Origin of the sequence: Acinetobacter sp. SWAC5 (assembly GCF_003419885.1) — a bacterium.
GTDB lineage: Bacteria > Pseudomonadota > Gammaproteobacteria > Pseudomonadales > Moraxellaceae > Acinetobacter > Acinetobacter cumulans.
Map to the genome: position 1 here is coordinate 52,725 of NZ_QUWR01000019.1, position 23,221 is coordinate 75,945.

Below are 23,221 nucleotides of genomic sequence, written 5' to 3' on the forward strand. Positions count from 1 at the left end.
AAATTATCCTGTGGATAAATTTGAGGATAACTGTGTGGAAAATGATCAAAAAGACTTGCCAATGCAGGCTTGGGCAAAATATGTGTCTTTACAACATAGCTCTGCATTAATGCGAGAAAAAGCCACTGTTTTTATACAGCAAATTTTTCAGGCCTTGACCCAAGGTGATAGCTGTCTGCCATGTACAGAAAGTGAGTTGCAATTGCTGGCTGGCTTATATGCCACAAGTGAAGATGCAGCTAATCAACAGATTGCACCATTTGTATATGATCAGCAGCAGATTTATCTATATCGCTATTGGTCATTAGAATTTCAATTGGCCCAGTATGTTGCAACATTGAAACAACAACAGTTACCTGCTTTGACTTTAAGCCCACAGCAAGAGGCTTTATTAGAAGACCCGCAACAAAAGCAAGCGATGCGTATGGTGGCTTCACAAGCACTGAGTATTATCACAGGCGGGCCTGGTACAGGTAAAACTTATACTTTGGCGCGTATTATTGCGGTCTTAAATCAAAGCCTGCCCAATATTCGTATTGCTATGGCAGCACCCACTGGTAAAGCGGCGCAGCGGATGAAAGAAGCTTTACAAAATTCATTTTCAGATCCGAAACTGGCCGATTTAATCAGTGATGATTTAAAGCGTTTAACGCCTATTACGTTGCATCGCCTGTTAGGGCTAGGTGAAACACAGCGCCCGCGTTTTCATGCAAAGCGTCCATTACCCTTTGATGTAATTGTGGTTGATGAAGCTTCGATGTTAGATCTCAATTTAGCCAAAATGCTGTTGGCCGCAGTTGCACCACAAACCCGCCTGATTTTATTGGGCGATGCCGACCAATTGGCCTCTGTGGATGTGGGATCCGTTTTAGCAGATCTACAGCAAGTGCCTGCATTGGCTGAAAATCACGTGCATTTGGTGACTAGTCGCCGTTTTGATGGTGAGCAATTGATTGGTCGAATGGCGCAATTTATACAGCAGAATCGTGTAATTGATGGCGTGTTACAACAATTCGAGCAAGCGCTTGTACCTGCGGGTGAGTTGGGGGAAATCGCATTAACGGACAGCATGCACAATCAGATTCAATTGCAGTATCTGCCCGAGCAGGAGAGTGATATTACGCTGGCAATGTGGTCACGCTATTATGATCAGCTGATGTTTGGTTTTTCTGGTTATTGCCAAGCTTTAGTTTCCCTTTTACAACAGACCCCAAAAATAAAAGATGTCGCCGAAATTGAACAGGTGATTGCACGTTTTGACGATTATCGCGTGTTGTCGGCTATTCGGCATGGCAATCTGGGTTTGAATGTGCTGAATGAGCAGATCGAGCAACGCGTGCTTGAAGCTACACAGCAAGCGAAGCAAGGCGAGTGGTATGTTGGTCGCCCAGTCATGATGACCTATAACGACTATCAGCTCGGGCTGTCGAATGGTGATATTGGCATCTGCTTTCAACAGCAACAACAAGGTCAAATACAATTTGCAGTGTACTTTCCGAGTTTACAGAAATGGGTCGCTGCTGCTCGCTTACCTAAAAGCATACAGACGGCTTATGCGCTCACCATTCATAAATCACAAGGTTCTGAATTTACCCATACTGCGGTGGTGTTAGATGCCAATGCACAGCAATTATTAAGTAAAGAACTCATCTATACGGCCATCACACGTGCGAAAAAAGTCGTCAGTATATTGGCTGCACGTTCGTCATTGGCGAATGCAATGAGCGTTCGAACGTTGCGCCGTAGTGGGTTAAGTGCCAAGGTTGCTACTACGCTGAGTTAAATTTAAGGTACTGATGTGCTTTGTTTTGTACGAAATTTCTTACAACAATTCGAGAAATTGACGCATAGAGCTTTGTATAAGTTTCTGAGAAGATGGCTTCACACAATAAAGTGCTCAACATGGAATGTTGGGTAAAATCGTACAAATAGAATAAAAAAGTCGTGAAGACAGCGAACTTACAATGAAGTAAGTAAAGAGGAAACTTACAGCCGCTAAGCCTTGCAGTTTTGGGAGAGACTGCAGGGCTTTTTTATGCGTGAAATATTTAGTGAATAGTTTGTTGTTTGTGTGTTAAATGTACGAAATAGCTTACAGATAAATTAGGAAAATGCGACTTTTTTCACAGCTTGAATCTGTCAAAATCTACCGCATAAGGAAGTACAACTTAAAACATGGAATGTTTGAGAAACAAGACGCGAGAACGCGCCATAAAACAATAAATAATAAAATAATAATGAAAATAGAAGAAACTACAGCGCAAAAAAGCCTGGGTTCTGCCCGGGCTTTTTTTTATCTTTTTGGGGCGAACTGTTTACAAAAATGACACTCAGTACAGGAGCTAAAATATTTTTGTAAGTTTAGTTATCTGCTGTGCAAAAAAGCGTTCAAATAAGCCAGATTTATTTTGTTTAAAATATAGGCAAACAAAGTTTGCATGAATAATAGTGCAAAGCAGATGAACTTTTTTGCAATCGGGGGCATTTTCCCTTAATATATTGGACTTGCTGTAGTGATGCACGGCAGTCAAATTGGTTTTGAAGAATCAGTTTGATTTGTATCAAAAGTAACTTATTAAGCATCTCGGAGAAATCGAATGGCTTTAACAAACGCAGATCGCGCAGAGATCGTTGCAAAATTCGCTCGCGCTGAAAACGACACTGGTTCACCAGAAGTTCAAGTAGCTCTTTTAACTGCTCAAATCAATGATTTGCAAGGTCACTTCAAAGAACACAAACACGACCATCATAGCCGTCGCGGTCTTATCCGTATGGTTAACCAACGTCGTAAGCTTCTTGACTACCTTAAAGGTAAAGACGCTACTCGTTACAGCGCTTTGATTGCTGCTTTAGGTTTACGTCGTTAATTCGATTAAACTTTGATTTTCGGACTATTGCATGTCGAATGCCGTAATACTGAAATCTAAAGTCTATCCAACCTTGGTTGGATAATGGGGAAGGGGCGATGATTCGCTCCTTCTTTGTGTCTTAAATGTGTATTTAATGTCTCTAGTGAGGTCGGCTTCTAAGCTTTGTCATTTATGTTGCGGGCTAGTGTTTAGCTGAGTGAATGCCAAACCTTAGGGGTCTCCACTAGAATAATTGTTCACAAGAACTAGGAAAAAATAAAACATGTCGATGTTTAATATTATTCGTAAAGAATTCCAATTTGGTCAGCACAATGTTGTGCTTGAAACAGGCCGTGTTGCACGTCAAGCAAACACTGTTGTAATCACAATGGGGGGCGTACAAGTCCTTGTTGCTGTAGTTGCTCAACCAAAAGCAAAAGCAGGTCAAGACTTCTTCCCATTGACTGTTAACTACCAAGAAAAACAATATGCAGCTGGTCGTATCCCTGGTGGTTATGGCAAGCGTGAAGGCCGCGCGTCTGAAGCTGAAACTCTAATTTCACGTCTAATCGACCGTCCAATTCGTCCGTTGTTCCCAGAAGGTTACTTCAACGAAATCCAAGTAACAGCGACTGTTATTTCTTCTGACAAAACGATGGATGCTGACATTGCTGCAATGTTAGGTACATCTGCTGCGCTTTCTATCGCAGGTACGCCGTTCCGTGGTCCTATCGGTGGTGCGCGTGTTGGTTTAATCAACGGCGAATACATTCTTAACCCGAACCACGAACAGTTAAAAGAATCTGATCTTGACCTTGTTGTTGCAGGTACAGAATCTGCAGTGCTTATGGTTGAATCTGAAGCGAAAGAACTTTCAGAAGACCAAATGCTTGGCGCTGTATTGTTCGGTCATGACGAAATGCAAATTGCGATCCAAGCGATCAAAGAATTTGCTGCAGCTGCTGGTGCAGTTGAATCAACTTGGGTTGCTCCAGTTAAAAACGAAGAACTTCTTGGCAAACTGAAAGACGCATTCGAAGCGAAAATTTCTGATGCTTATACTATTGCTGTTAAGCATGAACGTTATGCAGCGCTTGATGCATTGTCTGAAGAAGCATTGGCTCAATTCGTTCCTGAAAATGACGAAACTGGCATTGCTGACGAAGTGAACGAATTATTCGAAGATCTTAAATATCGTACAGTACGTGACAACATCTTGTCTGGTAAGCCACGTATTGATGGTCGTGATACAAAAACTGTTCGTGCAATCGACGTACAAGTTGGTGTATTAGACCGTGCTCACGGTTCTGCATTGTTCACACGTGGTGAAACTCAGGCGTTGGTAACAACAACTTTGGGTAATACACGTGATGCGTTAATGGTTGATACCCTTGCAGGTACGAAAACTGATAACTTCATGTTGCACTACAACTTCCCTGCATACTCTGTAGGTGAAACGGGTCGTGAATCAGGTCCTAAACGTCGTGAAATCGGTCACGGTCGTCTAGCACGTCGTGGTGTTCAAGCTGTTCTTCCTGCAGCTGACCGCTTCCCGTACGTGATCCGTATCGTATCTGACATTACAGAATCAAACGGTTCATCTTCAATGGCTTCTGTATGTGGTGCTTCTCTATCACTTATGGATGCAGGTGTTCCACTTAAAGCACCAGTTGCGGGTATCGCAATGGGTCTAGTAAAAGAAGGCGAGCGTTTCGCAGTTCTTTCTGACATCTTGGGTGACGAAGACCACCTTGGTGACATGGACTTTAAAGTAGCAGGTTCTGCAAACGGTATTACTGCGCTTCAAATGGACATCAAGATCGAAGGTATTACTGAAGAGATCATGGAAACTGCATTGAACCAAGCTTATGCTGGCCGTATGCACATCCTGAACGAAATGAACCAAGTGATTTCACGCGCTCGTCCAGAAATTTCTATGCACGCGCCTACATTCCAAGTGATCAACATCAACCCGGACAAAATCCGTGATGTGATTGGTAAAGGTGGTGCAACAATCCGTGCAATCACTGAAGAAACTAAAGCTGCAATCGATATCGAAGATAACGGTACAGTTCGCGTATTTGGTGAAACTAAAGCGGCTGCTTCTGCTGCTGTTGCGAAAATCCAAGCGCTTACTGCTGAAATCGAACCAGGTACAATCTACACTGGTAAAGTAATCCGTATCGTTGAATTCGGTGCGTTCGTCAACATCCTTCCAGGTACTGACGGCTTGCTTCACATCTCTCAAATTTCTAACGAGCGTATTGCAAACGTTGCAGACGTATTGAAAGAAGGTCAAGAGATCAAAGTTCAAGTTGCTGATGTCGACAACCGTGGTCGTATCAAGTTAACAATGAAAGACATCGAACAAGCTTAATCTTGTGATGTTCTAAACAAAAAAGCCCTCAATTGAGGGCTTTTTTTATGGCATGATGCGTCATAAAGAAAAGCCATAATAATTTGAGACATGCAAAGCTATTATTTTTATCAGCACCCCACAGGGCAACATATCTTTGTCCAAAAGACAGCGCTAGAGCATCAAGATGCTGAATTTATTTGGCTCGATTTTACCCGTGAGGATTTAGTGAATCGGGCAGAGCATTGGCAACAAGAGCTCTATCAACTTACTCAGCTGTGGGTGAATGAATACCATTTGCGTGATATTTTAAATTTAGAACATCCTTGCGCCTTTGATGCCCTCGACGATTATGACCTACTGATTTTCCGTAAACTGATTACACCAGATGATCAGATTAAATTGGATACACCTAGCAAGGAAAAGCACGATCGCCTGTTTGGCTTAGCCACAACACCGATTAGCTTTTTAATGACGCCACAGATCTTGGTGACGGTACGTGAACAGGGCAATAAAGAAATTGAAAGTTATGTACAACGTATTGAAACGGTGTTGACGCGACCGATCGAAGAACATCACAAACCGCGTAAACTCCCGATTACACCGCTTGATTTAGCCCTACGTTTGCTCAATACCATGGTAGATGGATATTTAGATTTACGGGTGCCATTAACGCGTCGTGTCGAATTTTGGCAACAAGAGCTGTTGCAAGGTCATCGACGCTTTACTAAGTGGCATCAGCTTTTGCAGGAAAATATGGCCTTTCAACAAATTGAAAACCTGTGTGAAGAGCAGATCGAAGTCTTGCAAGAATTGCGTGATGAAATTGTTGATAATTACTCACATCTCAAAGGTAAGAAGCGCAGTGAAAAGCAAGACATTATGTTGCTACGCGTGGATGATTTAAGTAGCCACGTGGAGCGAATTCAAAAGCATACAACTCGATTACGCTCTGCAGTTCAAGCGGCTATTGATTTACATTTTTCAGCCATTGCCAATCAAACCAATGAAAACATGCGTATTTTGGCCATCATTACCGCCATATTTGCACCACTCACTTTATTGACAGGGGTGTATGGAATGAACTTTGAGTTTATTCCTGGCTTAAAATCTCCGACAGGATTTTGGATCATGTTGGCTATTATGCTGATGACGACCTTGATTCTTATTTATTATTTTTACCGTCGCCATTTGGTTGGCCGTGGAGAAAAAAGTGTAATAGATATGTTGGCACAACAACAAACCGACCAGCACGTAAATTTACTGTGGTTTATGGATTATGAGCCAATTAAGCAAACGGTCAGTGGAACCAAAAAGACTTTAAAGGAAATTGAAAAACTGGCGGTGAAAAAATAAAGTTGCTTTCAGTTTATACGCTGGGTGAAAGCTAAGGTTTCACCCAAGGTTGTGTTGATTATTCTGCGCGAATCCACGTGGTGCTTCGGCCGAGTGCAGAGACACCAATATAGCCACGCATTGTGAGCCGCTTGCCAGTCGGATTGAGTTTAGCTTTGCCTTTGTAGACATTCCCAGACAGTGGATCGAGCACAGTCCCGCCCATAAATTCATTTTCATGTTGTGGGTTTTGTTTAAACCCTTTTAATATTTCAAGTCCCACCAATTTAGTATTTTTAAGAGGGCCTTTACACTTTTCACAAGTTTCAACGAGGGCTTTATAGGGCAGTGGTCGAATGGCAGTAATTTTACCTGTATAGCTTCCATCGCTATTTTTAGTGATGGTGACATCTGCACGCGAGTAGCCCGTTTGTTCATCAATGGTTTTCCAAACCCCAACCATATCATTGGCATACAGAGTGCTACAAAAACCGAGTAGTGTGATAGATAGAACACGTTTCAATATCATAATTTTCCCTATTCATCTTTGTTGTTATGGCATTTCCATTGCAGGTGTGCTCCTGCATAACTTATTTTTAATTCACTATTAAATCGCTGACACGAAGTAAGCTAGGTGTTTTTACGGGTGTTACTGTATGACACACTATATCGTCACTCGCCAAAACTAGGGTGAAGTCGGATGCTGCGGCACAGCATCTTTCAGTAAGCGATACATTTCGTCTTTCAGTTTAAGTTTTTTCCGCTTGAGTGCTTCGATATCTTCATGCAAATGGTTGAGTGGATCTAATTCCAATTGGGTAATAGATTGATCGAGCTCGCAATGTTGTTCAAACATTTGGGCGAAATGTGGGTTTTCCTCCCGAAGTTGTTGGATACGCTCTCGATATTCTGGGAACATATTTTTTACTTTTTTATTACAGTCTTTGATTTTCATGGTGATGCATGGTTCTCTTGGCTGATTAAAGTATAGGCTATGCTTCGGATTGTGCTAGCCCTCATCATTCCACTGTTAGTGTGAGTGCAAATGTTGTTGTTTGACTTGTTTGCGTAGCTGTTGTACTTCATCAATCAAGTCAAGCATCATGGCTACAGCGGTAAAACTGGCGTTAAAGTCACGCTGTAAACGGTAAGCACGACGCGCACGCGAAATATCATCTCCAAAAAATTGATGAATGCGTTCATCTGGTCGATTGCTCAAAATATCGTATTCTAAAAGTTGTAATACCCACTCTGGGCTTTGGCCACAAGCAGCTGCAAAATGGTTTAAGTCGAAGCTACGTTGATCATCGACAATTTCAATATGCGAACTGTCATTGCAGGTCACTTCGCGGTAATGAATCGTGGTCATAGAGATTTCTCCTTAACACTAACGAGGATTAAATTGATGAAATGCTTCAGCAAAATCTTGGTAGGCACGTAATTGTTGGTCGGTTTGCGCAACGGGCAACACGATATTTAAGATTAAATATAAATGCCCTGCGGGTTGGGATGGAATACCTTGATCTTTCAGTCGCAGTTGTTGGCCTGTTTTGGCATTTTTTGGCAAGCTGACATCTACATGACGTCCATTGGGAAGATTAACCCGAATATTTTGTCCTAAGGCTGCTTCCCAAGGACTAATGTCTACATGACAGTAAACATGAGCGCCATCGACATGATAACTATGCGTAGCTGGGTAGTGAACTTCGATATATAAGTCGCCATTTTCACCGCCATTTATGCCTTGCTGGCCTTGCCCATTCAGGCGAATTTGTTGACCATCTTTAAGCCCAGCTGGAATTTTAACTTCAAGCGTTTTACGCTGAACCTCAGCTTCACCATAAGCGTTATAAGTAGGAATTTGTAAACTGAATTTTTGGGTACTGCCGTCATAGGCAACCTGAAGTTCTAGATCGATCCGTGCATGTTGATCTTCACCTTTATAACGCATTGCACCATCATGTTGATGATTTCGCCCACCGCCAAAGCCTGAACCAAAGCGACCGAATAAATCCTCAAAACCGCTAAAATCAGATTGCTGCTGTGAGCTACGATAGTGATGAAAAGCAGAGTCAGTAAAGTCACTGCCTTGCGTCTGGTTGACGTTGCTATGGCTGAAGTTTGGGTGATCTAACTGGAAGTCATATTCTTGTTTTTTTTCTGCATCGCTGAGTGTGTCATAAGCAATATTAACTTCTTGCATACGTGCTTCAGCATCATCCTCTTTGCTGACATCGGGATGATATTTCCGAGCTAATTTACGATAGGCTTTTTTGATCTGCTCCGCAGAAGCCTCTCGTGTTACACCCAGAATTTCATAATAATTTTTGGGGACTTTTGTCGTCATACTTGTTGTTTATAAATTGATTGTATTTTAATCAATAGTATGACGTTCATATTTCTGAAACAGTGTTTATTTGCAGCAGATTGTTTCAAATCATGACAATAAAAAAGCCTCTAAAATGAGGCTTTGATTCAAGTATGCAGAGGCTTAGTATTTAATCCATGTCACACTACGACCAATAACAGATACACCGACATAACCACGAATGGTGAGGCGTTTGCCTGAGGCATTTAAGCGTGCTTTACCTTTATAAATTTTACCGCCAATTGGGTCTAAGACTTTCCCTTGTACATAAGCGAGAGGATTGTCTGGATCGTTTTTAAACCCCCAAATGAAAGGTAAGCCTAAAAATGGTTTGTCCTTTAATTGACCTGGACAATTACTACAGATCACCATTTTGTCGGTGCCTGGGATATTACGAGTTTCTACAATAATACCTTCATAGGTCCCGTCAGGCTTTTTCTTAATTTCAACATCAGCACGTGAATATCCAGTCCGATCATCAATGGTTTTCCATTTACCGACCAATGGATCTTCACTGGCATAGCCGAGGCTACTGATGACAGAAAAAATGAGCGCAGTGAATATACTTTTATATGCAACCATAGATATCCCTAATCTAAGTTTTATGTATTTTTTAGAGTAGTTATTCTAATAATTTAATTTATAAAAAACAAACAGATATATTGTTATCTGTGTCACATTATATGGGCTAAATGCTGGCTCTATCTAAAATTGTGTGGAATAAAATGGTGAAAAAAAGCCCCTTTTAACAGGGGCTTTGGTTTAGTTTTTAACCCAAGTGATATTTCGGCCTACAGCTGCACCTTCCATGCTACTGCGAATGATCAGATGTTTACCGTTACTCATTAAACGTGCACGAGCTTGGTAACGTTGGCCAGATTTGGGATCAAGGAGATGACCACCATTAAACTCAAGGGCATTGTGTGGGTCTGTAGTTAGTCCCGTGAGTGTTGTTAAACCCACCAAAGGTTGATTTTTTTCTGGGCCTGTACATTTGATGCAGGTGGTCATGCTTTCTGCACCAGGCACACTACGCACATTAATAATTTTGGCGCTGTACTCATTGTTTTTGTTTTTTTGAATAATCACATCTGAGAGCGAATAACCCGTGCGGTCATCGATGGTTTTCCATGTCCCCACCAAAGGGTCGCTTGTGGCTGCCCATGCAGGTACGCTTGCCACAAAGCTAAATGCGAGAATGAGTGCAGTGAAGGGGTGCTTTTTCATAATTGAACAATCCACACTAGGAAGGAGAAAATCTGCCTAAGCAGATAGGCATAAAAAAAGTATGGATTTAATATAGCTTAAATAAGCAAAGAAATACTAGGTAAATCAGGTGATTAAAAAATATAAAATTCACATAAATTATTAAATATATTGCACTCTGAATATGAAAGTGAAAACTCAATCACATTGAGCTGGTTGAACTATCATTATGGCGTGCATGACGAGAGACAGTTGCGGGGAAGGGAGGCATTATTTGTCAGTTGATTAGACAAATAATGCAAGTATTCAGTGTGAAGCTGATGTCTTAGTCGATACGGATCCAAGATACTGTACGGCCCAATAAGGTGGTACCTAAATAGCCACGAAGTGTGAGTACATTGCCTCGTGCATTAAGTTGCCCTTTGCCTTGATAGACATTACCTGTTAATGGATCAATGACTTTACCATTAACGTATTCATTTTTATTTTCATCATCTTGATGGAAGCCTGAGAAAATAGGCAGACCAATTAAAGGTGCGTTTTTTAATTTGCCTTCACATTTGTCGCAATGGTCGATCGCAGTACGGTTGGGAATTGCATGGACTTTCACAATTTTACCTGTGTAGCTACCATCTTTGAGTTTACTAATGAGAACTTCTGCACGTGCATAGCCAGTTTTATCGTCTATTGTTTTCCAGCGTCCTGCTAGATCGGCAGCCTGCACTTGAAAAAAGCAGGTTATTGAGAGAGCGAAAGCTCCCAAAATAATTTTCTTATTCATCTATATTATCCATTATTTATTAGCGTCATTTTAATTATTCAAAGAAGGTTGAAATTATATTTTTGCCTTCAGTGTGCGCAAAGTGTACAAGAACAAATGTAAATAACAAGAGCAGTTTATCGGCTTTTTTTGAGTGATTTCTAAGCTTTAAGTGTTATAAAAATTGCAATATTTTAGTGCATGGCATGAGGCTGTTGTTGTATTTAAAGTATAGGCTTTGGCATAAAAAAAGCGCCCTTAAGGGCGCTTTTAGATCAGACAGAATTTAGCTGAGATGTTCGCCAAATAGTCCCAGTGCTTCTTCGGCAGAAAATTGGTAGTGGCTGTTACAGAACTGGCAATCCATTTGAATTGGATTTTGGTGTTCTAAGGTTTCACGTACGGCATCTACGCCAATTTGTTTGAGTGCATCTGAACAGCGTTCTTTAGAGCATGTGCAACCAAATTTAAGCAGTTCAACTTCAGGTAAACGTACTTCTTCTTCGTTATATAAACGATATAAGATTTCAGTGCTTTCTAAGTTGGTGAGCTCATCTGCATTTAGTGTTTCAGTCAGCATAGTTAGACGAGGCCACAAATCTTCATCAACACGTTTTTGCTCTTCTTCACTATTACGTGGCAAGAGCTGAATGAGTAGGCCACCTGAGCGTTGTTGATTGCTTGCCAATACAATACGTGTTGGGATTTGTGCAGACAAATCGTAGTACTGCATCAAACAACCTGCAAGGTTTGGCTTGTCGAGGGGAACAATCCCTTGGTAACGTTCGCCAAATTCAGGCTCAATGTTAATGAATAACACGGGATTAACCAACGTCTGGAGCACTACGCTACTGTCGGTAGCTTGTGTGAAGTGTGGGTCTTCTTCATAGTCGGCCAAGGCGCGAACTTCACCTAAATGGTTGCATTCTGCCATGCCCCATTTAAATGTCCCTGCAGCTTGAATTTGTAAGCTAATACGGCCTTTAATTTTTAAAGTGCTGGCCAATAGCGCCGTTGCACTGAGCATTTCACCCAATAAAATTTTAATTGCAGGCGCATAGTCACGTTGTGCAAGAATGGTTTGTAGGGCATCTTCAAGATGAACGACTTCACCACGCACAGGGCTGTCTTCAATAAAAAAGCGTTGACGTAAATCAGGCATAAAATTCTCCATAACCCTGCTTTAATGGTGTCAATATTGTAAAACACAAGTCATTTCAGATCATCCTTTTCATCACGGGCTACATCAATTCGATTACGTTGCAAGCCACGCTGTAAATCAACCCCTGCGGGTGGTTGGCGCATTTGAGCATCGCTGGCAAATAAATGTTCTAGTTCAGCAAGGGCATTACGGTGTGTTTCATAGATTTTTTGTTCATCGGTATAGATGTGTTGCTGTTGCTCTAACAGCTTTTCATCATAATCACGGAACAGCTCAATACTTTTATAGGCATCGTCTTCATTAATACCAGCATCGCGGAGCATGTGATAAGCCATTCCTAGCGATGATAAATAGGTTTCACGCCAGATATGCTCTACACCTAAATCACGCAATAAGTGCACATGGTGTCGATCACGGGCGCGGACGAGCATTTTTAGGTTGGGGTAATTTAAGCGAATATGACGCGCAACATTCATGGAGTCTTCAATGTCGTCAATGGCCAGCACAAATACCCGTGCATGCTCAATGCCTGCAGCCCGTAAAATTTCCGGTTGGGCAGCATCGCCATAGTAGAGCTGGCCACCATAATTACGTACAAAATCGACTTTGTCTAAATTGCTATCAATGGCAGTAAAAGACAAATGTTGAATGTGTGCAATACGCGCAATAATTTGGCCAAAACGGCCAAAGCCCGCAATAATCACGGGATGGTGCTGGTCTGGAATATCATCATATTCAGGCACGACTTTGCTGTGGCTAAAGCGAGGTAGGATGACCGAGTTCATCAGCCAGTAGGCAATCGGCGTGAGAACCATCGAGAGTGTCACCATCAAGACCACAGGTTCTACAATGGCTTGGCTCACCACTTGTTCACTGCGGGCTACACTCAATACCACAAAGGCAAATTCACCCCCTTGAGCCAGGCAAGTGGCGAGCATTAAGCTGTTTTGCCATGAGTTTTTTAAATAACGTGCAACGCCTGTGAGGGTGATGATTTTGACTAACATCAGGCAGAGTGCGCCACCAATAATAAGCCATGGTGCATCGACAAACAGCGATAATTGTGTGGTCATGCCGACGGTCATAAAGAATAGACCAAGCAATAATCCTTTAAAGGGCGCAATACTGGCTTCAAGTTCATGGCGGAACTCAGAGTCAGCGAGAAGTACGCCAGTTAAAAATGCCCCGAGTGTGGTGCTAATGCCCAATACATCCATCAGGCCAACAACAGCCAAAACAATAAACAGTCCCACAGCGGTAATGAGTTCGTGGGCGCCACTTTTGGCCACAAAACGAAAAAACGGACGCATGAGATAGCGACTAAATAAAAACAAGCCACTAAAGGTCGCCACAATGGCAGCAAAATAAGCAATCCCATGATGTGTCGATTGCGTGCCCGCGAGCATTGGAATGATGGCCAGTAGGGGAATAGCCGCCATATCTTGAAACAGTAAAATAGAAAAGGATTGTTGACCGTAGGTGGTGTTGAGTTGTTGTTTTTCGGTCAAAAGTTGCAGTACAAAAGCGGTAGAAGATAGTGCTAGCGCAAAGCCAATCACAAAGCTGGCGGCAATCCCTTGTTGTAAAGCCACAAAGCTAAGTAGTGCTAAACAGATACCTGTTAAGCCCACTTGTAGGCTTCCCATACCAAAAATAGATTGGCGCATCGACCATAGGCGTTGTGGGCGAAGCTCTAAGCCAATAATAAACATTAAGAGAATAACACCAAACTCAGCCAGTTCCTGAATGGCTTCTGGGTCGCTGGCCAGATTAAATACACTGGGCCCCAGTAAAATGCCAGTAAATAAATAGCCGAGTACTGTTGCAATGCCCAGCCTTTTTAACAAAGGCACCAGGAGCAAAGACGCTCCTAGAAACAGGGTGATTTGCAACAGTAATGACATAAGGCTGTCCTCGTTTTATCATTCAATATAAGCGGTCACTTTGAAGCAGGAGCATCAAATTAACTGAGTTCTTGTGGGTCAATATCTAGGGTTAATTTCATGCTAGAAGGCTTTTGATGCAACATATTTTGCCACCAATTTCGGATATAAAAATGTAATCGGGCGCGATCTGGTGACAATAACACCATGTGTGATTGATAGCGGCCTGCTTTACGTTCCATGGGAGCTGGAATTGGGCCCCAAATATCGACATTTAAGCCAGCACTTTGTCTAAGTAAGGCTGCATGCTGTTGTAAAAAATCACGGTTCAGATCTTGGCTTTTGGACTCACAACGCACCAGTGCTGCATAGCGAAAAGGTGGCATGAGTGCTGCTTCACGTTCTTGTAAAGTTTGTTTGGCAAACTGGCGGTAGTCTTCTTTGACCAAGGTGTTTAATAGGGGGTGATCAGGTCTTAAGGTTTGTAAATATACATCCCCTTTACGCTCGCCACGACCAGCACGCCCAGCTACTTGTACGACCAATTGAGCAGTGCGCTCAGTTGCCCGAAAATCGACGCTCAATAAGCCTGAGTCGATATCTAAAATAGCCACAAGGGTCACATAAGGAAAATGATGACCTTTGGCCAGCATTTGTGTACCCAATAAAATAGATGCTTGGCTTTGCTGAATTTTGTCATAAATTTTTTGCCAGCTACCTACGCGACTGGTGGAGTCTCGATCGACCCGAATGACGTCATAATCAGGAAATAGCTCATTTAAATGTTCTTCAACTTTGGCAGTGCCTAAGCCCAAAGGTTTAAGTTCTGTATGTGCACACTGTGGGCAGTGGTCAGGCATGCGATGAATCGTACCACAGTGATGGCAATGCAAATGCTGATAAGGAGTACGATGCACGGTAAAATTGGCATCACAATGTGGGCATTTGGCCTGCCATGCACAGCTTTCACAGATCAGCACAGGCGCATAACCACGGCGGTTTAAAAACACCAAGACTTGCTCATTTTTATCGAGGCGTTTTTTCATCTCATCGAGCAAAGCTTGACTCATGCCATGTTGCTTCTTGGCAATTTTTAAATCCAAAATGTGGATTTTAGGCATGAGTGCCGTGCCTGCACGCTGGTTGAGTTCCAAGCATTGCATCTTTTGATGTTGCACCAATGCATAGCTTTCAATACTTGGCGTGGCAGAGCCGAGCACCACAGGGCATTGCTCTAAATAGCCACGATATAATGCTACATCTCGAGCATGATAACGAAAGCCTTCTTGTTGCTTAAAAGACAAATCATGTTCTTCGTCGAGCACGATCAGACCTAAGTTAGGGAGTGGGCTAAAAATGGCTGAGCGCGTACCTAAGATAATCGAGGCTTTGCCTGTTTCGGCAGCCTGCCATGCTTGTAAGCGTTTACTGTCGTTGAGGCCTGAATGTAACAAGACAATATTGCAATGAAAGCGCGACTGAAAACGGCTAATGGTTTGTGGTGTCAGACCAATTTCGGGTACCAAGACCAGTACTTGTTTGCCTTGTTTTAAAACCTCTTGCATGACTTGCAAATACACTTCAGTTTTACCACTACCTGTGAGGCCATCGAGTAAAAAAGCTTGATATTTTTTGCGGGCCTTCAGAATGCTATCAATCGCATGCTGCTGTTCTGGATTGGCCGTCAGAGGCATTTGCGCCATTTGAATCGGCATTGGGCTAAAATCTTGCGCCTCTAACTCGCAACGACAAATTTGTTTTTTTTCTAAAGCTTTGAGTGTTGCAGTTTCTACACCCGCTAAATTCAGCACATTTTCGGATGTGCCAGCAGGATGTAGTTTTAAGATTTTATAAGCTTCTTGCTGGCGTTCAGAGCGTTTTACTTTTTGTTCGGCTTCGGCATCTAACAGTTTCCATGTCCGTGCCAGCAAGTTATAGGGTTTACCTTGGCGCAGTAGTGTAGGAAGAGCACTATGAACCACTTCGCCAATGGGGAATTGATAATACTGCGCAGCCCAAGTCAATAAACTTAAACTTTGGGTATTTAAAATAGCGCGTTCATCAAGTAGTTCTGTAATGGCTTTGAGCTTGATATCTGGATTGAGTGGCACATCAGGTGCGAGCTTTTCCATAATCACGCCGACCAGATTTTGCCGACCAAAAGACACTGCAACCCGCGTGCCAACTTCAGCGCGTTGATAAAGTTCTGCACTTAGACTGTAATCAAAACAGTCATATAAATGTACAGGGACGGCCACACGGACACGAAAGATAGGGGCGGGGGCGAGATCTGAAACTTGCATAAAAAGGCGGTCGGGTCCTGATTAAATTTCGTCGTGCTGTAAGAACAGTTGTGTTAGAGTGATCAAACAATTTATATCTAAGAATATGAATGATTTTGAGGGTTGGGCGCAACTGCGCTAACAGGGTTTTTTGGAAAATTAGAGCATTGTAATGCCAGCATATCAGTTTACCGCCATAGATGCGTCAGGCAAGCAACAGAAAGGTGTGCTTGAAGGTGATTCTGCGCGTCAGATTCGTCAACAGTTACGTGATAAAGCATTAATTCCCGTTGCTGTAGATCCGATTGAGCAAAAAGATAAACATGCACAGCCACGCTGGTTTCAAAAAAGTATTACTTCTTATGACTTGGCACTCATGACGCGGCAATTGGCAGTGTTGGTGGCGGCAGCTATTCCCTTAGAAGAAGCGATTCGAGCGGTAGGCAAGCAAAGCGAAAAAGCACATGTGCAAAGCCTTTTAATGTCCGTGCGCTCAAAAGTGCTAGAAGGGCATTCTTTAGCGCAAGCCTTGCAACAGTCTGGGCGTTTCCCTGAACTCTATATTGCCACCATTGCTGCAGGTGAGCGTTCTGGGCACTTGGATTTAATTTTAGATCAATTGGCAGATTACACCGAAAATCGTTTTGCCATGCAAAAAAAGATTCAAGGGGCCATGATCTACCCAATTATTTTAATGTTGATGTCTTTCGCGATTGTGATGGGTTTAATGACCTATGTGGTGCCAGACATTGTAAAAACCTTTGATCAAGACAAAGCGGCACTGCCGTGGATTACCATTGCCTTAATGAAGGCCAGTGATTTTATACGTGTGGCTTGGCCATTTTTATTGGTTGGTGCCACAGTCGGTATTATGTTGTTAGTCAGATTTTTAAAAACTAACGCTGGGCATTATGCTTTTGATCGGTTTACTTTAAAAATGCCCCTGTTTGGCAAGCTGTCTAAAGGTATTAATGCTGCACGCTTTGCCAGTACCTTATCTATTTTGACCAAGTCAGGTGTGCCTTTGGTGGATGCGCTGAAAATTGGCGCGGCGGTCAGTAACAATTGGGTCATCCGTGATTCAGTGAATATTGCAGCTGAAAAAGTCACCGAAGGTGGGAACTTAGCAACACAACTAGAGCGCAGTGGTTATTTCCCACCAATGATGGTACAAATGATCCGAAGTGGTGAATCTTCAGGTGAATTGGACCGCATGTTAGAACGGGCTTCTGTTATGCAAGACCGTGAAGTAACCACTTTAATTTCGACCTTATTGGCTTTGTTAGAGCCACTGATGTTGGTGGTCATGGCCAGTATTGTGTTGGTCATTGTGATTGCGGTCATGCTACCGATTGTGAATATGAATAATATGATTTAACCCTGTTGAACCCAAAAGAGATAAACGAGAGTAATAACATGCAAGGCAAAGGATTAAACGCAAAACAATCGGGCTTTACCCTCATTGAAGTGATGGTTGTTATTGTGATTTTAGGTGTGTTGGCGGCTTTAATCGTACCAAACGTGATGGGTCGTGGTGAAAAAGCCAAAGTAGATACCACACAAATCACACTCAAAAGTGTAGCGGGTGCTTTAGATCAGTACAAAATGGACAATGGCAAATACCCATCCATGCAAGATGGTGGTTTAGGGGCATTAGTAAATAAGCCTGAGTCTGCAAAAAACTGGCTACAAGGAGGCTATGTCAAAGGTGGCTATCCAAAAGACAGCTGGGACAATGACGTACAATATGTTGCTCCAGGGACAGAAGGCCGTCCTTTTGATTTGTACTCATTTGGTGCAGATGGCCAGTCTGGTGGTGAAGGTAATGATGCTGATATTTATTACCAGCACTAATTGAGAATCATTATAAAGTAATGGTGATTGAATATATCGCTTTACGTCATTGGCTATTTCAATATTGGCTAAAGCGATAATTATTCTTGTTTATTAAATATAATATAAGTAATTGAAAAATAATGGAATAAATAATATCTTCTAGTTGAGATTTATAATAAGAATTATTCCCAAGTTTATTGATTACAATAATCGTAAAATATGAATAAATATAGGCTTTTATTTTAATTTAAAGCTTGCATAATAACTCCATAGACAGGATGAAAGTCAGAGGAGAGCAGTATGAAAGCATTAATACTTACAGATGAAATTAACCAATTTCATTGGGCGATGCTGAAATCTGTGCTTTTGATTTTAAGCTTGTTGCCTGTGAGCCAAGGGATTATGCATTTGTGGCTAAATACCGAAGGCAGTAGCCAAATTATGGTGGGCTTCTTTGCAATTAGTTTGATGAGCTCAATGTTGGCCTTGAGTTTTTGGTCGGCTTTACAAGCAACAGTGGCGAAGCTCAAACAAGAACATAGCACTATTGTTGAAAAAGCTGTGGTCAATCTTTACCGTTATGTGCCCATGCTTTCTTTGGCAGGCATGTTGTCATATTTGGCGCTACAGTTCTAAACAGCCGAAACTTATGTGGTATATCAAACCGAGTATATAAACTCGGTTTTTTTGTGCCACTAGATTGGCTTGGGTTAAATTTGTCATGATTCATGCATAGATTGTCGGCTTTCAGTTATATGCTTTGGGGCTGATTTTTGTACAGTGATGGGAATTCATTCAAATCACAGCACATAAAAATCGCAAGGAGCTAAAGATGTCGTCATCCGAGATGCAACATATAGATTGGTCAGACTTTATGAAAGTCGAGCTCAGAGTGGGAAAGGTGATTCAAGCTGAAGTTTTTCAGCAAGCCCGTAAGCCTGCCTATATTCTACATATTGATTTTGGGGAGACATTGGGCATTAAAAAGTCCAGTGCGCAAATTACCCAGCTATATTCGCCTGAAGGCTTAATTGGTAAGTTGGTACTTGCGGTAGTCAATTTTCCCAAAAAACAAATTGGTCCTATTCAGTCTGAGTGTTTGGTGACGGGTTTTCATAATGTGGAAGGGCATGTGGCCTTATGTGTACCTGATGCAGATGTTCCATTGGGAACCAGATTACTTTAATACACGTATTAAAAAACCGAGCTGAAGCCCGGTTTTTTTATTTCTTTTTTATATTAGCGACGTGATTTAAAGCTTACATTCACAGTGCGTGGACGGTAAATCCAACCTAATATGAGTAAGAACATAGAGAAGCCTAAAATTGGCCAATCGCTTAAGCGGGTATACAGGGTTTGACCTTGCATGGCAGGTAAGTCCCCACGTAAAACTGCTTCTTGATCCATTGGTGCTTGTTTTACAATATGACCATTGTGATCAATAAAGGCGGTAACGCCCGTATTAGTGGCACGAATAAACCAACGGCCGTTTTCTTTAGCGCGCATTTGTACCATTTGCAGGTGTTGTAAAGGACCTGCAGTGCCTGTAAACCACGCATCATTTGATACAGTCACCAAGAAATCACTTTGGGCTGCATTTCGACGAGTTAGGTTGGGATAAGCCACTTCATAACAAATGGCTGCACCTAAATGATGATTTTTAATATTTAAAGGCTTTTGATCACTCGCACCACGAGAGAAACCACTCATAGATGGATCATTTTGCATTGCAGGCAATACCCAGCTAAGTAGACCTGATAAGGGTATGTATTCACCAAAAGGAACGAGGCGTTGCTTCTTGTACATTCCCGAAGCATTGTCACCTGTGGCCATTATGCTGTTGTAATACATCGGGTGCTGCTCAACATGTGAAGCTTTTAAATCCCAATAAGGAATCCCTGTCACCCATGATGTTCCTGTTTTATCTGCCTGTGCTTTCATGGCATCTAAAAAAGGTTCAATGTCGGTTTGGAACATCGGAATAGAAGACTCAGGCCAAACAATTAAGTCACGACCCCACTCACTACGGCTAAGTTCTGCGTAGATCATCAATGTTTTGACTTGATATTCCGTTAGCCATTTTAAGTCTTGCGGGATATTGCCTTGAACCAAAGAAACAGAGAGTGGTTTTTCAGCTTTAGGTTGAACAAAACTAAGCTGTGAGGCACCCCAAGCACCGAGCAAGAAAATAGCTGAAGGTACCAGCCAAAAAATGCGTTTATTCAGCACTTCTACGACAGCACAGGCCATTACAATCACCACAAAAGACACGCCAAATACACCAAAGAGCGGTGCATAGCTGTCGAGATAGCGTTCAGTAAATGCATAGCCTGCAAAGAGCCAAGGGAAACCTGTGAAGACCCAAGTTTTAGCCCATTCAAACAGAACCCAGAGTGGTGCAAATGTTAGCGGTGTTTCTGGGAAAAACCGACGATATAGCCATGTTTGTATCGCGCTAAATAAACCCATAACGATGGCCATAACTGCAATCATTAGCACGCTCAGTACAGCATTGGTATCGCCGTATACGTGTATAGAGGTATAGAGCCAAAATGCGCCAACAAACCAAAGACCAAAACCATAGGCCAAACCAATGAAAAACGCATGTTTAGCACTGCGTTTACGCAGGCTTGCATATAATAATGCAGGCGATAAAATCGCCAGCCACCAATAATGGTAAGGCGCGAGTGCTAAGCTAAAAATCGCCCCTGAAAATAGGGCGATCAGCAAAGGTAAAATTAAAGGCAGCTGTTTTTGTTGTTCTGCGGGATTTAACAGCTTGTCAAAGAAGGTTCTCATTTACGGACAGCTCGAATCAGATGAATAGTGCGGGCATCTGCTTCCAAAATCGTAAATTCCCAATTTTCAAGGTCAACAGTTTGTCCTTGTAAATCGCTCACTAAACCAATTTCTTGTAGCAATAGACCGCCAACAGTTTCTACTTCATCATCCGAAAAGTCAGCATCTAAAACATTGTTAAAATGTTCGATTGGTGTAAGTGCTTGAACGAGCCAAGTATTTGCAGTATTGGGGTCTGCATCTGGCACGATAAACTCAGCTTCTTCATCCACTTTGTCGTGTTCATCTTCAATTTCACCGACAATTTCCTCCAAGATATCTTCTAAAGTCACGATACCTGAAGTTGTGCCGTATTCATCAATCACAATTGCAATATGCGTTTGGGTGTTTTTCAACATCCGCATCACTTGATCAGAGCGAGCACTTTCTGGCACAAACAAAGGCTGACGCATTAAGGCGCGAATATCAACTTTAGCGGTAGGCTCAGTTAAAAACGGCAATAAATCTTTGGCCAATAATATACCCACGACATTGTCGGGTTGATCGGCAGAGAAAACTGGGAAACGCGAATGCGCAGACTCTACCAGCACGTGTAGGATATCAAGAAGCTCATCATCTTCTTGTAAGCTAATCATTGCTGTGCGCGGGGTCATAACTTCGCGGATTTTTGTTGCAGGAAGGTCAAGTACACCTTCAAGCATTGCAACAGTATCGGGTTCTAAAAAACGACGTGAATCTTGTACTAATTTTAACAGTTCGTCGCGGGTTTCTGGCGCAGTGCCTAACCATTTTCGTAAGCCGCGCATGCCCCACGACGGGCCTGATTCCTCGTGCATGATCTTTCCTGAAGACGCTGAATATCTAAAAAAATTGATTTTATCATACCGTAGAAAATACAGTTGTCTATGCATATTGCTACGGGATTGTAGAATGTTCAGATCAAATTATTTAAAAGTTTAGGATTACATCAAATCCAGCAAGCGAAGTTGAAAAAAGCAACAACACCTATAATGATGGCGGAGAGCGAGGTTAGATGTTAAATGCAAAAGATTGAGCTGAAGCTGGATTGAAATCTGTAGGGCTTAAGCAAGACCATGTAGGAATAAACTGGGCTATGCTAAACTAAAAGGGTTTTCTTCACCTGAGTTTTGCAATGTCTGATTCTGCTATCACACCAAGCCTTCAATTGAATACGCGTGGACTGCGTTGTCCTGAACCTGTGATGATGTTGCATCAAGCCATCCGTAAATCGAAGTCTGGAGATGTGGTTGAAGTATTTGCAACGGATAATTCAACGTCTTGGGATATTCCAAAGTTCTGTATGCACTTGGGCCATGAACTATTGCTACAAGAAGAACGCTTAGATGAAAATGGCAATAAAGAATTTCATTATTTGGTGCAGAAGGGCTGAGATATTTAAGCGTTTCAAATATTATGTTTGAGCTTAATTTTGAATAATTTACATTTTAAATAAAAATGGGGGCTAGCCTAAGGCGGTGCTAGCTCTTAGAATATCGCCGATTAAATATACAAAAACAATTAGAAAAGATTTCAAAAAATGTTGAATACGATTGCTAAAATTTTAGAAAAATTAGGCTTATCTGCCCAAAAGCGTGCCATACATGCGCAATTTTCCAATCCTGCTTTGAATGATGAGCTTTTTATTCAACGTATTGATGGGGAGCATGTCTTAAACCAAGGCCTGCAAGCGACCCTGATTTGCTTATCCACCAATGCATTGATTCCGCTGAAACAATTTATTGGTGTACAAGTTGCTGTTGATCAAGTGACAGATCGGGGTGAGCTCTTCCGTACTACGGGTATCATCACCGAAGCCACTCAAGGCCAGAGTGACGGTTCACTTACGCTGTATAAACTCAGTTTAGAAGACGCAACGTCGCTGTGGCATAAACGTCGTAATAGCCGTGTGTTTATGAATAAATCAGTGCGTGATGTCAGTGAAGCTATTTTTAAAGAATGGCAAAGCAAAAGTCCACTCTTTGCATCCAGTCTAATGCTTGATCTAAGCGGTTTAAGCCAAAACTATGATGTTCGGCCCTTCATCATGCAGTCGAATGAAAGTGATTATGACTTTTTAACCCGACTTTGGCGTAGTGAAGGCATTAATTGGCTCATTGATGAAGAGCAGCTGAAAGTGCCACATTCCTCAGTGCCAATTGAAAAACAAAAACTCCGCTTGATTGATGACAATAGTCAATATCAAGCGCTTAGCCGTCGCAGTATCCGCTTTCATCGTTCTAGTGCAACAGAGCAACAAGACAGCATCACTAGCTTTATCGGTGAGCGTAGCATTCAACCGACAGCAGTACATGTGCAACGTTGGCAAGCTGATGGCCTCAGCCAAGAAGAAGGTGCAGGTTCAGT

At 42.2% G+C, this 23,221-nt stretch carries 22 protein-coding genes; 10 read left to right on the forward strand and 12 right to left on the reverse strand.

Annotated features, from left to right (window positions below; genetic code table 11):
• Positions 1 to 61: 61 nt before the first annotated feature.
• The 4 genes from recD to DYI81_RS13750 all read left to right on the forward strand — a co-directional run bounded on the left by recD (position 62) and on the right by DYI81_RS13750 (position 6,561).
• Positions 62 to 1,783: an exodeoxyribonuclease V subunit alpha gene (gene recD, locus DYI81_RS13730; protein WP_117007870.1), complete on the forward strand. Its 1,722-nt coding sequence runs from the start codon at positions 62 to 64 to the stop codon at positions 1,781 to 1,783.
• Between the two features lie 814 nt (positions 1,784 to 2,597).
• Entirely contained in the window at positions 2,598 to 2,867 is a 270-nt protein-coding gene (gene rpsO, locus DYI81_RS13740) for a 30S ribosomal protein S15 (RefSeq protein WP_005007057.1), read from the forward strand.
• 271 nt (positions 2,868 to 3,138) lie between these two features.
• Positions 3,139 to 5,226, forward strand: coding sequence for a polyribonucleotide nucleotidyltransferase (gene pnp / locus DYI81_RS13745; RefSeq protein WP_171356366.1), 2,088 nt, complete (start codon positions 3,139 to 3,141; stop codon positions 5,224 to 5,226).
• Between the two features lie 90 nt (positions 5,227 to 5,316).
• Positions 5,317 to 6,561 carry a magnesium transporter CorA family protein gene (locus tag DYI81_RS13750; RefSeq protein ID WP_117007857.1) on the forward strand — a complete coding sequence of 415 codons (1,245 nt, stop codon included), beginning with the start codon at positions 5,317 to 5,319 and terminating at the stop codon, positions 6,559 to 6,561.
• 58 nt (positions 6,562 to 6,619) lie between these two features.
• Here DYI81_RS13750 and DYI81_RS13755 read toward each other — a convergent pair whose 3' ends face one another.
• From DYI81_RS13755 to DYI81_RS13800, 10 genes are all read right to left on the reverse strand, one after another.
• Positions 6,620 to 7,069: a DUF2147 domain-containing protein gene (locus DYI81_RS13755; protein ID WP_117007858.1), complete on the reverse strand. Its 450-nt coding sequence runs from the start codon at positions 7,067 to 7,069 to the stop codon at positions 6,620 to 6,622.
• Positions 7,070 to 7,225: 156 nt separating this feature from the next.
• Positions 7,226 to 7,495, reverse strand: coding sequence for a DUF465 domain-containing protein (locus tag DYI81_RS13760; protein ID WP_106985533.1), 270 nt, complete (start codon positions 7,493 to 7,495; stop codon positions 7,226 to 7,228).
• A 75-nt stretch (positions 7,496 to 7,570) separates the two neighbouring features.
• Positions 7,571 to 7,909 carry a chaperone modulator CbpM gene (locus DYI81_RS13765; protein WP_106985532.1) on the reverse strand — a complete coding sequence of 113 codons (339 nt, stop codon included), beginning with the start codon at positions 7,907 to 7,909 and terminating at the stop codon, positions 7,571 to 7,573.
• An 18-nt stretch (positions 7,910 to 7,927) separates the two neighbouring features.
• Positions 7,928 to 8,887 (reverse strand): DnaJ C-terminal domain-containing protein, encoded by a 960-nt coding sequence (locus DYI81_RS13770; RefSeq protein ID WP_117007860.1) that lies wholly within the window; start codon positions 8,885 to 8,887, stop codon positions 7,928 to 7,930.
• A 144-nt stretch (positions 8,888 to 9,031) separates the two neighbouring features.
• Positions 9,032 to 9,490 carry a DUF2147 domain-containing protein gene (locus tag DYI81_RS13775; RefSeq protein WP_106985530.1) on the reverse strand — a complete coding sequence of 153 codons (459 nt, stop codon included), beginning with the start codon at positions 9,488 to 9,490 and terminating at the stop codon, positions 9,032 to 9,034.
• A gap of 180 nt (positions 9,491 to 9,670) precedes the next feature.
• Positions 9,671 to 10,135 carry a DUF2147 domain-containing protein gene (locus tag DYI81_RS13780; protein ID WP_106985529.1) on the reverse strand — a complete coding sequence of 155 codons (465 nt, stop codon included), beginning with the start codon at positions 10,133 to 10,135 and terminating at the stop codon, positions 9,671 to 9,673.
• Positions 10,136 to 10,439: 304 nt separating this feature from the next.
• Entirely contained in the window at positions 10,440 to 10,895 is a 456-nt protein-coding gene (locus DYI81_RS13785) for a DUF2147 domain-containing protein (protein ID WP_106985528.1), read from the reverse strand.
• 265 nt (positions 10,896 to 11,160) lie between these two features.
• Positions 11,161 to 12,036: an Hsp33 family molecular chaperone HslO gene (locus tag DYI81_RS13790; RefSeq protein ID WP_117007862.1), complete on the reverse strand. Its 876-nt coding sequence runs from the start codon at positions 12,034 to 12,036 to the stop codon at positions 11,161 to 11,163.
• A gap of 50 nt (positions 12,037 to 12,086) precedes the next feature.
• Entirely contained in the window at positions 12,087 to 13,940 is a 1,854-nt protein-coding gene (locus DYI81_RS13795; protein ID WP_106985526.1) for a monovalent cation:proton antiporter-2 (CPA2) family protein, read from the reverse strand.
• A 59-nt stretch (positions 13,941 to 13,999) separates the two neighbouring features.
• The gene (locus DYI81_RS13800) at positions 14,000 to 16,222 is read right to left on the reverse strand and encodes a primosomal protein N' (RefSeq protein ID WP_117007864.1); all 2,223 of its coding nucleotides are present in this window, start codon (positions 16,220 to 16,222) and stop codon (positions 14,000 to 14,002) included.
• 151 nt (positions 16,223 to 16,373) lie between these two features.
• Between DYI81_RS13800 and gspF the strand changes: the two genes are divergently transcribed.
• The 4 genes from gspF to DYI81_RS13820 all read left to right on the forward strand — a co-directional run bounded on the left by gspF (position 16,374) and on the right by DYI81_RS13820 (position 19,223).
• Entirely contained in the window at positions 16,374 to 17,579 is a 1,206-nt protein-coding gene (gspF, locus tag DYI81_RS13805; protein ID WP_106985524.1) for a type II secretion system inner membrane protein GspF, read from the forward strand.
• A gap of 38 nt (positions 17,580 to 17,617) precedes the next feature.
• Positions 17,618 to 18,055 carry a type II secretion system major pseudopilin GspG gene (gene gspG / locus DYI81_RS13810; protein WP_106985523.1) on the forward strand — a complete coding sequence of 146 codons (438 nt, stop codon included), beginning with the start codon at positions 17,618 to 17,620 and terminating at the stop codon, positions 18,053 to 18,055.
• 282 nt (positions 18,056 to 18,337) lie between these two features.
• Complete coding sequence (locus tag DYI81_RS13815; protein WP_106986760.1) at positions 18,338 to 18,673, forward strand: hypothetical protein; 336 nt, start codon at positions 18,338 to 18,340, stop codon at positions 18,671 to 18,673.
• Between the two features lie 211 nt (positions 18,674 to 18,884).
• Positions 18,885 to 19,223, forward strand: coding sequence for a tRNA-binding protein (locus DYI81_RS13820; RefSeq protein ID WP_106986759.1), 339 nt, complete (start codon positions 18,885 to 18,887; stop codon positions 19,221 to 19,223).
• 53 nt (positions 19,224 to 19,276) lie between these two features.
• Here the strand turns inward: DYI81_RS13820 and lnt are convergent, their stop codons facing one another.
• Both lnt and DYI81_RS13830 read right to left on the reverse strand, forming a co-directional pair.
• Positions 19,277 to 20,836 carry an apolipoprotein N-acyltransferase gene (gene lnt, locus DYI81_RS13825; RefSeq protein ID WP_117007865.1) on the reverse strand — a complete coding sequence of 520 codons (1,560 nt, stop codon included), beginning with the start codon at positions 20,834 to 20,836 and terminating at the stop codon, positions 19,277 to 19,279.
• On the reverse strand, positions 20,833 to 21,672 hold the full coding sequence (locus DYI81_RS13830; protein WP_106986757.1) for a CBS domain-containing protein: 840 nt from the start codon (positions 21,670 to 21,672) through the stop codon (positions 20,833 to 20,835). The genes lnt and DYI81_RS13830 overlap by 4 nt, the downstream gene beginning before the upstream one ends.
• Before the next feature lie 317 nt (positions 21,673 to 21,989).
• Here DYI81_RS13830 and tusA point away from each other — a divergent pair, with 317 nt between their 5' ends.
• Positions 21,990 to 22,247: a sulfurtransferase TusA gene (tusA, locus tag DYI81_RS13835; protein ID WP_106986756.1), complete on the forward strand. Its 258-nt coding sequence runs from the start codon at positions 21,990 to 21,992 to the stop codon at positions 22,245 to 22,247.
• A gap of 147 nt (positions 22,248 to 22,394) precedes the next feature.
• The coding region (locus tag DYI81_RS13840; protein ID WP_205669747.1) for a phage late control D family protein at positions 22,395 to 23,221 on the forward strand (827 nt) is incomplete at its 3' end.

Bases quoted from the DNA above. Each gene is read 5' to 3' on its own strand.
- recD (WP_117007870.1), top strand. From the start codon at position 62: ATGCAGGCTTGGGCAAAATATGTGTCTTTACAACATAGCTCTGCATTA.
- rpsO (WP_005007057.1), top strand. From the start codon at position 2,598: ATGGCTTTAACAAACGCAGATCGCGCAGAGATCGTTGCAAAATTCGCT.
- pnp (WP_171356366.1), top strand. From the start codon at position 3,139: ATGTTTAATATTATTCGTAAAGAATTCCAATTTGGTCAGCACAATGTT.
- DYI81_RS13750 (WP_117007857.1), top strand. From the start codon at position 5,317: ATGCAAAGCTATTATTTTTATCAGCACCCCACAGGGCAACATATCTTT.
- DYI81_RS13755 (WP_117007858.1), bottom strand. From the start codon at position 7,069: ATGATATTGAAACGTGTTCTATCTATCACACTACTCGGTTTTTGTAGC.
- DYI81_RS13760 (WP_106985533.1), bottom strand. From the start codon at position 7,495: ATGAAAATCAAAGACTGTAATAAAAAAGTAAAAAATATGTTCCCAGAA.
- DYI81_RS13765 (WP_106985532.1), bottom strand. From the start codon at position 7,909: ATGACCACGATTCATTACCGCGAAGTGACCTGCAATGACAGTTCGCAT.
- DYI81_RS13770 (WP_117007860.1), bottom strand. From the start codon at position 8,887: ATGACGACAAAAGTCCCCAAAAATTATTATGAAATTCTGGGTGTAACA.
- DYI81_RS13775 (WP_106985530.1), bottom strand. From the start codon at position 9,490: ATGGTTGCATATAAAAGTATATTCACTGCGCTCATTTTTTCTGTCATC.
- DYI81_RS13780 (WP_106985529.1), bottom strand. From the start codon at position 10,135: ATGAAAAAGCACCCCTTCACTGCACTCATTCTCGCATTTAGCTTTGTG.
- DYI81_RS13785 (WP_106985528.1), bottom strand. From the start codon at position 10,895: ATGAATAAGAAAATTATTTTGGGAGCTTTCGCTCTCTCAATAACCTGC.
- DYI81_RS13790 (WP_117007862.1), bottom strand. From the start codon at position 12,036: ATGCCTGATTTACGTCAACGCTTTTTTATTGAAGACAGCCCTGTGCGT.
- DYI81_RS13795 (WP_106985526.1), bottom strand. From the start codon at position 13,940: ATGTCATTACTGTTGCAAATCACCCTGTTTCTAGGAGCGTCTTTGCTC.
- DYI81_RS13800 (WP_117007864.1), bottom strand. From the start codon at position 16,222: ATGCAAGTTTCAGATCTCGCCCCCGCCCCTATCTTTCGTGTCCGTGTG.
- gspF (WP_106985524.1), top strand. From the start codon at position 16,374: ATGCCAGCATATCAGTTTACCGCCATAGATGCGTCAGGCAAGCAACAG.
- gspG (WP_106985523.1), top strand. From the start codon at position 17,618: ATGCAAGGCAAAGGATTAAACGCAAAACAATCGGGCTTTACCCTCATT.
- DYI81_RS13815 (WP_106986760.1), top strand. From the start codon at position 18,338: ATGAAAGCATTAATACTTACAGATGAAATTAACCAATTTCATTGGGCG.
- DYI81_RS13820 (WP_106986759.1), top strand. From the start codon at position 18,885: ATGCAACATATAGATTGGTCAGACTTTATGAAAGTCGAGCTCAGAGTG.
- lnt (WP_117007865.1), bottom strand. From the start codon at position 20,836: ATGAGAACCTTCTTTGACAAGCTGTTAAATCCCGCAGAACAACAAAAA.
- DYI81_RS13830 (WP_106986757.1), bottom strand. From the start codon at position 21,672: ATGCACGAGGAATCAGGCCCGTCGTGGGGCATGCGCGGCTTACGAAAA.
- tusA (WP_106986756.1), top strand. From the start codon at position 21,990: ATGTCTGATTCTGCTATCACACCAAGCCTTCAATTGAATACGCGTGGA.